The sequence below is a fragment of the Levilactobacillus namurensis DSM 19117 genome, from assembly GCF_001434785.1.
Taxonomy (GTDB): domain Bacteria; phylum Bacillota; class Bacilli; order Lactobacillales; family Lactobacillaceae; genus Levilactobacillus; species Levilactobacillus namurensis.
Window position 1 is genome coordinate 98,498 of sequence record NZ_AZDT01000042.1, and the last position, 7,406, is coordinate 105,903.

Consider the following 7,406-nt stretch of genomic DNA (forward strand, 5'->3'; position numbering starts at 1 on the left):
CATGTGAAGATTGATTTTGCGATGTTAACGCCTAAGGCGACGCGCAAGATTCGGTTATTAACCTTTATTAATGATCAGGGGGGCCATTTTAACCTGGCTGATTTTGCGACCGATACGTCGGAAAGCTATTCGCAGGCCTACCATGTGCTGTTGAACCTGCGGGCGGACCTGCTAGAACTAGCGCCAGCTACCAAGCTGACCAAGGACCACTTGGAGACGGACGTGACGCCGGATGCGTATCGGCACTGGCTGTACGTGAACAGCATTCCGTATCAGGCGATTCTGACCACGTTGGCGTACCCGGAAAAACGGGCCCAAGACGTCTGTGCCCAACACCAGATTAGTCTCTCGACGTTCAACCGGCGGATGCGGCCGATGCGTGAACAGTTGGCCCAGTATCAGCTGGAGTTAACCACGAATCCGTTGCAGTTGACGGGCAATGAAGCGCTGATTCAGCTGCTGTATCTGACCCTGTTTACCACGACGATGACCACGTTGGCGGAGTTGCCGAAGGTGCCATTGCAGTACCGGCCGTTAGCCACGGCGATTCGGACCACCTATACGGGAAGTCAGCTCTACTGTGATTCGCCGGGTTTGGCACAGCACCGGAAATTGTTGATTACGATTTCGTTGTTGCGGTTGGCGCAAGGGCACCGATACGCACCGTTGCGGTTACCCCTGGCGCACCTCACGGATTTACGTGAGTTGGCCCGTAACTTCCAGCTTCAACTGGGAGACTCGCCTAAGAAGGTGCTGACGCAATTGGCGACGCTGGATTACTTGCTGACCAGTTCGCCGTACTTTGTTCGGGCGTTGCGGCCGGATAGCTTGAAACGCCTGTACCGCGGGTTGCAACAACGGGTCGGGGACTACCAGTTGGCCCCCGGAGTTGTTGAATTAACGGATTATGCTGAGGGGCGTAACTGGTTTGCCAACTGGTTATTCGCCTTATGTCAGTTTATGATGCTGTTCCGCGTGGACCCGTTATTGCGGCCCGAAATTACGACGCTGTACCGGGCGACCAAGGAATCCACGGCCGCCGCGGCCGCACTGACGACCAGTATGGCACGGCTCTACCCGCAGTTGATTACCAGCAGTGACTTGCGGTTGGTGCAGGGGTACCTGAGCAAGTACACTAACGGATTGAACCTGACGGCGGCTAAAGTTGAGATCCTGGTCTCCTACGACATGGTCGGGGTCACCACGGACGTCTTTAACCGGTTGTTGGGGGGCATCGTGCACCTGCAGATCCTGTGTGACCAGTTGTCCATCGACCCGCAGCGCCGGGCGAACTACCTGGTGATCTACGGGGTGGACGACTTGGCGTACCAGTTCGCCCAGGAGCACCACCTGGAGACGTTCCATTGGATTAAGGAATTGGAGTACGGTGAGAACCTGGACCGGCTGATCAAGACGCTACGGCATCATGACTTATCCCTCTTTGCGCTGGATTTTCAACATTCCGACTAAGATTCAGGCTACGTCATCGGGGATGGCGTAGTATACTAGATGTAAGCGTATACATTTTAAACGAATTGGAGTGGGACTGGATGGCAGTACAGGATGATTTGAATAAGGTCATGGCGATTTACGGGTTTGTAACCCAGTGCTACAATCAACCGTTGGCCGACCTGAGCCTGAACCTGCCCCAGTGTCAGGTGATCGGATACGTCGCGACGGAGCGGTTATCCGTGGCGCAGGTGGCTCATAAGTTGGGCTTTTCTGCAACGCGAACGTCGAATCTGGTGGTCAATCTGTGTCAGCGGGGGTATCTGGACCAGCACATGGCCCCGGATGACCGCCGCCGACGGTACTTGGCGTTGACGGCGCGGGGTCAAGCCCAGCTACAGGTGATTCGCCAGCAGTTGCCGGCGACCCTGCATCGGGCGTTGACCCAGTTGGCAGCCGCTGCGGATACGCCGACCAGCGAGGAATTGTCGGACAGTTAAAAAGTAGACAGACTAAGATGGGCTCTGTGAAACCAAGCTGGTTTTACAGAGCCCTTTTGAATTGCCGTGGCCTATGTGGCGCTGAAGACTGAACATACTCGAGGTCCGTGATGATAAACCAATGACCGCCGTGGTGGTCATGCGCCTTACCGGACGGCCAGACCAGGCTGGAACGCCGTGTAATCATAGCAGAACATGGCTTTAGCGGTGGCTGGTATGAATAAGCTCATTAACTGTTTGTAGCTATGGTGCAAGCCAACTGAATAGATGGTGATTCTTACCACGGACTCAAGGTCTAATAAGATTTACACCTGATTATTTGGTTCTAATCATTCCACACGTTGGTATTTTCAATTTCAAGCGCTAGGAAACACCATTTTTGATACGCTCAATTTAGCCGTGAGGTTGGGCCTGAAGAGGCTCAGTGGTGTCGTTTGGGTTAGTCAGCGTTTTTCAGCTGGCTTACCCAAAGGCCGAGCTTGAAGACCTGGGGTTTTCAGGGCTTACGTCGTGCCCACCACGTTCCAGCCTCTTCAGGGCTAACCGGTAAGGCGGATGATTGCCACAATCTGCCTTGCTGGTACGCACGACCCAAGGCAACCAGCAGTTAGACGGAGGCTGTTTCAAAAAGGCGGTGATTTTACCGTCGATTTTGATTTCCCAGACGTCCCCCAGCATGGGACGGGACAATTTAGGAAATGCCGAGTTGCCACCAACGTTGCGTATTTGGGGGCTAATTGGTTTAATAGATGAATTGAAAATAAAGTTAGGGATGGTTAAAAATCGCTTTACAGCCCCCGGTGGTCCGGTATAATGATGGGACACAAAAGATAGGGGAGTGTGAATCAAAATGACAGACAACGTTTCAACGAAAGAACGACCGGGTCAAGTCGCAGCGGATACCGGTTACGCGAACGGCCCGTCATTGGAAGAAATTAACAGGACGGTAGCCATCCCTAAGGAAAAGGGGTTCTTCAAGAACTTGATTGCCTTTTCGGGGCCGGGGGCCTTGGTAGCCGTGGGGTATATGGACCCGGGTAACTGGGTCACGTCGATTGGTGGGGGTGCGAAGTACGGGTACCTGTTGATGTCGGTGATCTTGATTTCCAGTTTGATTGCGATGTTGCTCCAATACATGGCGGCTAAACTGGGCATTGTGACGCAGATGGATCTGGCCCAGGCAACGCGGGCGCATACCACCAAGAAGGTGGGCTTTGTCTTATGGGTGATGACGGAGCTCGCCATCATGGCCACGGACATTGCTGAGGTGATTGGGGGCGCGATTGCCCTCCAACTGCTTTTCGGAATTCCGCTGATTATCGGGGTCGCGCTGACCGTTTTTGACGTGTTACTTCTATTATTATTGACGAAATTAGGATTTCGGAAGATCGAAGCCATCGTGGTCTGCTTGATTACGGTGATTCTGGTGGTCTTCGCCTACGAAGTGGTGATTGCGCAACCTAACATGGGTCAGGCCATGGCGAACTTTATCCCGCAGCCACAAATCGTCCATCCGGGACAACTGACCATGGCTCTGGGAATCGTGGGGGCGACGGTCATGCCTCACAATCTGTACTTACATTCGTCGATCGCCCAGACTCGGAAGTTCGACCGGAATGATCCGGCGGAAATGCGCCGGGCCGTGAAGTTTACGACTTGGGATTCCAATATCCAGTTGGTAGGGGCTTTCGTGATCAACTGCCTGCTGTTGCTTTTGGGGGCGGCACTGTTCTTCGGGAAGGACGCTGACCAACTGGGAACCTTCAGTCAACTGTATAACGCCTTGCAGGATAACCATTTGGCTGGTGCGGTGGCGTCGCCGTTTCTCTCGACGCTCTTTGCGACGGCCCTCCTAGCCTCCGGACAGAACTCCACGATTACGGGGACCTTGACGGGACAGGTGATTATGGAAGGGTTCATCAACCTGAAGATCCCGATGTGGGTCCGGCGGTTGGTCACGCGGCTGCTCTCGGTGGCGCCGGTGATCATCTGTACCCTGATTTACGGGGGAAGTGAACAGGCCCTAGACCGTCTGTTGGTCAATTCTCAGGTGTTCCTGTCGATTGCGTTGCCGTTCTCGATGATTCCGCTGACGATTTTCACGTCGTCGAAGAAGATCATGGGGGATTACGCGAATAAGCCGTGGGTCACGGTACTCGCGTGGACCAGTTCGATCGTCTTGACGATTCTGAACCTGCAGATTATCTGGGGGACGGTCGCCGACTTATTCTAACCAGGCATTGACTTTTCGCGATTCTGCCGGTAATATCAGAGTCATAAGCGAAGAAGCAGTTGAGTAGTGTGCCCGGCGCCGGTCCAGAGATCTAACGGTGCTGTGAGTTAGAACGTCCGGTAGCATGAATTACGCTGTGGAGCGGCTGGTATCGTCCAGCGGGTCATTCCGTTAACGATGACGAGCGGTTGCCTGATGAGGGCAGCAACTTGGGTGGTAACGCGGATTGTTTAATTCGTCCCTGATGGTCTTTGGACCGTTGGGGACTTTTTTGTTGTGATAAATAGGAGGATTAGCAAATGTCAATTATTGATGAACTAAAGTGGCGCGGGGCGGTTAACCAGCAGACGGATGAAGCCGGATTGGCTGAATTGGTCAACGAAAAAAAGGTGGGGTTGTATGCCGGTATCGATCCCACGGGGGACTCGATGCACATCGGACATCTGATTCCTTTCATGATTCTCAAGCGGTTCCAGTTGGCGGGGCACCGGCCATACATCGTGATCGGTGGGGCCACGGGGTCGATTGGGGACCCTTCTGGTAAGAAGTCCGAACGGGTTCTGCAGACCATGGACCAAGTCCGGCATAACCAAGAATGCTTGACCAAGCAGATGGAACACCTCTTTGGTCAAGATGGTAGCTTTAAGATTGTGAACAACTACGATTGGTTGTCCAAGCTGTCCTTGCTAGATTTCCTACGGGACTACGGGAAGTTGTTCAACGTTAACACCATGTTGAACAAGGAAATCGTGGCGTCACGGTTGGAAGTGGGGATTTCCTACACGGAATTCACCTACCAAATTCTGCAATCCATTGATTTCTTACACCTCTACCGACACGAAGACGTCCAACTCCAGATCGGTGGGGCCGACCAATGGGGCAACATCACGTCCGGTATCGACCTGATTCACCGGCAAGAAGGCACCGATGCGAAGGTCTATGGGCTGACGATTCCGCTGCTGTTGAAGGCGGACGGAACCAAGTTTGGTAAGTCCGAAGGCGGCAACGTCTGGTTAGATCCGGAAAAGACCTCGCCTTACGACTTCTACCAATTCTGGATCAACACGGATGACCGGGACGTGGTGAAGTTCTTGAAGTACTTTACTTTCTTGGACCAAGATGAGATCAACCGGTTGGCCGACGCCGTGGCGACGCACCCTGAAAAGCGAGAAGCGCAGAAGCGGTTGGCTGAAGAAGTCACGGAATTTGTTCACGGGAAGGATGCCGTGGTCGAAGCCCAACACATCACCAAGGCGCTGTTCTCCGGGGATGTTGCAGAACTGACGGCTAACGAAATTGAACAAGGATTCAAGAACATGCCGTCCGTGACGGTCACCTCTGCTAAGCAGGGCATCGTTGAATGGTTAGTGGACACGACTAAGATTGAATCATCCCGGCGGCAAGCTCGGGAAGACGTCACCAACGGGGCCATCCGGATTAACGGTGAAAAGGTCACGGATACTGACGCCGAGATCGACCCATCAGCAGCGTTTGATGGGAAGTTCGTGATCGTTCGGCGGGGGAAGAAGCGGTACTTCTTAGCTCGGGTCAGTGATTAAGCAGTAAGATAGATTCAGATGAGCGCTGTAAAACCAAGACGGTTTTACAGCGCTTTTTTGGTTAGCTAGCAAAAAGGCGGGCAAGCAAAAAGGACGCCGCGACCGGTTGACCGGTGTAAGCGTCCTGATTGGCGTGTTTAAAAGTCGTTAAGCTTGTTGACTGGCGAACCCATCCTCTTGGTCGACCGCGAGTTGGGCGACTAGGTTCAGGTAGTTAAAGGGTTCGTCGAAGTTCGGGGAGAATAGCATATCTACGAAGGCCATCTGATCAATAGTGTTGTTGTTTTGAATCAGGACCGAGACCGTGTTGGCCGATTGGGCGACTTCGTGGGCACTCATGAGTTGCGCACCCAGGATTCGCCGGCTGGTACGATCGTAGACCAGTTCGATGGTCACGGGGGCCGTGGTCGGCATGAAGTCGGGACGGTAGTTGCCCTGGTAGAATGCCGTGCGTGCATCGTAGCCCGCGGCCTGAGCCGCTGCTAAGGTCAGACCGGTGCAGGCCACGGTTTGGTTGAACAGCAGCATCCCGGTCGTGGCTTGAGTTCCAATGGATTGGAGCCGGTGCTGGGTCACGTTCATGCCAGCTAGGGCACCTTGGCGAATCGCGTGGGAGGCCAGGGGGATGTAGGTGGTGTGGAGTGTCGGATTGTACCGGACTTCCGTGACGTCGCCGGCCGCGAGGATGTCGGGGTCGGAAGTTTCCATATAAGCGTTGGTGATGATGGCGCCGTTCTTGCTGAGTCGGACTTGGCCCTTCAAGAGGTCTGACTGGGGGAGAATCCCAGGGCAGACGGCGACCATGTCCACTTCGTAGGTGGCTTGGGTCGTGGTGACGGTCAATCCCGTGGCGGTTTCATCGAAACGCGTGACGTCGGCGCCGGTGACCACGTGGACGCCCTTGGCTTGAAGCAGGCGTTGAACCTTCTGGGCCATGACGGGGTCCATGTAGGTGTTGAGCAGTTGGTCGTTACGTTGAAAGAGGGTGACGTCGTGGCCGGAGCGGACGTAGCCTTCGGCGAGTTCCACGCCGGTGTACCCGCCGCCTAAGATACCGATTCGGTGGTGGGTCTGCGCGGCGGCGTACAGGTGATGCGCTTGGTCACAGGTCTTGCAGAGCATGACCTTAGGGTTCTCGATGCCCGTGATGACGGGAATCTTGGTGGCGGACCCCGTAGCCATGATCAATTTATCGTAGTGGTCGTGACTGAATTGCTTGGTTTGGAGATCTTGAACCAGTAGGGTGTGCTGCTGGGCGTCGATTTTGATGACGTCCGTTTGTAGGTGCATGTGCACACCTTGTTGGGTGAAGTCGGCTGGATCGGCGTAGAAAACGGCGTCAAGGTTTTTAACGGTCCCGCCTAAGTGCAGATAGGTCCCACAAGAAAGATAGGAAATATCCGCATGACGTTCATAGACGGTGATCTCCGCATCAGGGGTATATTTTAAGCACTGTTTAATGGCGGCGATCCCCGCATGGGTACAGCCGACAATGATAATCTTCAAATGGTTCACCTAGGCTTTCTTAATAATGGTTAAAACATTTACGAATTAAATTAATCCTTCAATTAGAGTATACCCTGAATTATTCACCAGAAACTCCAAAATTCCCATCAAACACATGATTCAAGTGCTTGATGGGAATTTTACGTTTTCACCTTTTAA

At 53.6% G+C, this 7,406-nt stretch carries 5 protein-coding genes and 1 other annotated feature; of the genes, 4 read left to right on the forward strand and 1 reads right to left on the reverse strand.

Annotated elements, in window-relative coordinates; translation table 11 throughout:
- Nucleotides 1–3: 3 nt before the first annotated feature.
- The 4 genes from FD30_RS06845 to tyrS all read left to right on the forward strand — a co-directional run bounded on the left by FD30_RS06845 (nucleotide 4) and on the right by tyrS (nucleotide 5,741).
- A complete protein-coding gene (locus FD30_RS06845; protein ID WP_056944417.1) occupies nucleotides 4–1,470 on the forward strand; it encodes a helix-turn-helix domain-containing protein in 1,467 nt (488 codons plus the stop codon).
- Nucleotides 1,471–1,550: 80 nt separating this feature from the next.
- Nucleotides 1,551–1,949: a MarR family winged helix-turn-helix transcriptional regulator gene (locus tag FD30_RS06850; RefSeq protein ID WP_056944418.1), complete on the forward strand. Its 399-nt coding sequence runs from the start codon at nucleotides 1,551–1,553 to the stop codon at nucleotides 1,947–1,949.
- An 850-nt stretch (nucleotides 1,950–2,799) separates the two neighbouring features.
- Nucleotides 2,800–4,182 carry an Nramp family divalent metal transporter gene (locus FD30_RS06855; RefSeq protein ID WP_056944419.1) on the forward strand — a complete coding sequence of 461 codons (1,383 nt, stop codon included), beginning with the start codon at nucleotides 2,800–2,802 and terminating at the stop codon, nucleotides 4,180–4,182.
- Nucleotides 4,183–4,223: 41 nt separating this feature from the next.
- Nucleotides 4,224–4,428 (forward strand) — a binding site (T-box leader).
- Between the two features lie 53 nt (nucleotides 4,429–4,481).
- Complete coding sequence (tyrS, locus tag FD30_RS06860; protein ID WP_056944420.1) at nucleotides 4,482–5,741, forward strand: tyrosine--tRNA ligase; 1,260 nt, start codon at nucleotides 4,482–4,484, stop codon at nucleotides 5,739–5,741.
- A 147-nt stretch (nucleotides 5,742–5,888) separates the two neighbouring features.
- Here tyrS and FD30_RS06865 read toward each other — a convergent pair whose 3' ends face one another.
- Complete coding sequence (locus FD30_RS06865; protein ID WP_056944421.1) at nucleotides 5,889–7,247, reverse strand: FAD-dependent oxidoreductase; 1,359 nt, start codon at nucleotides 7,245–7,247, stop codon at nucleotides 5,889–5,891.
- Nucleotides 7,248–7,406 lie beyond the last annotated feature (159 nt).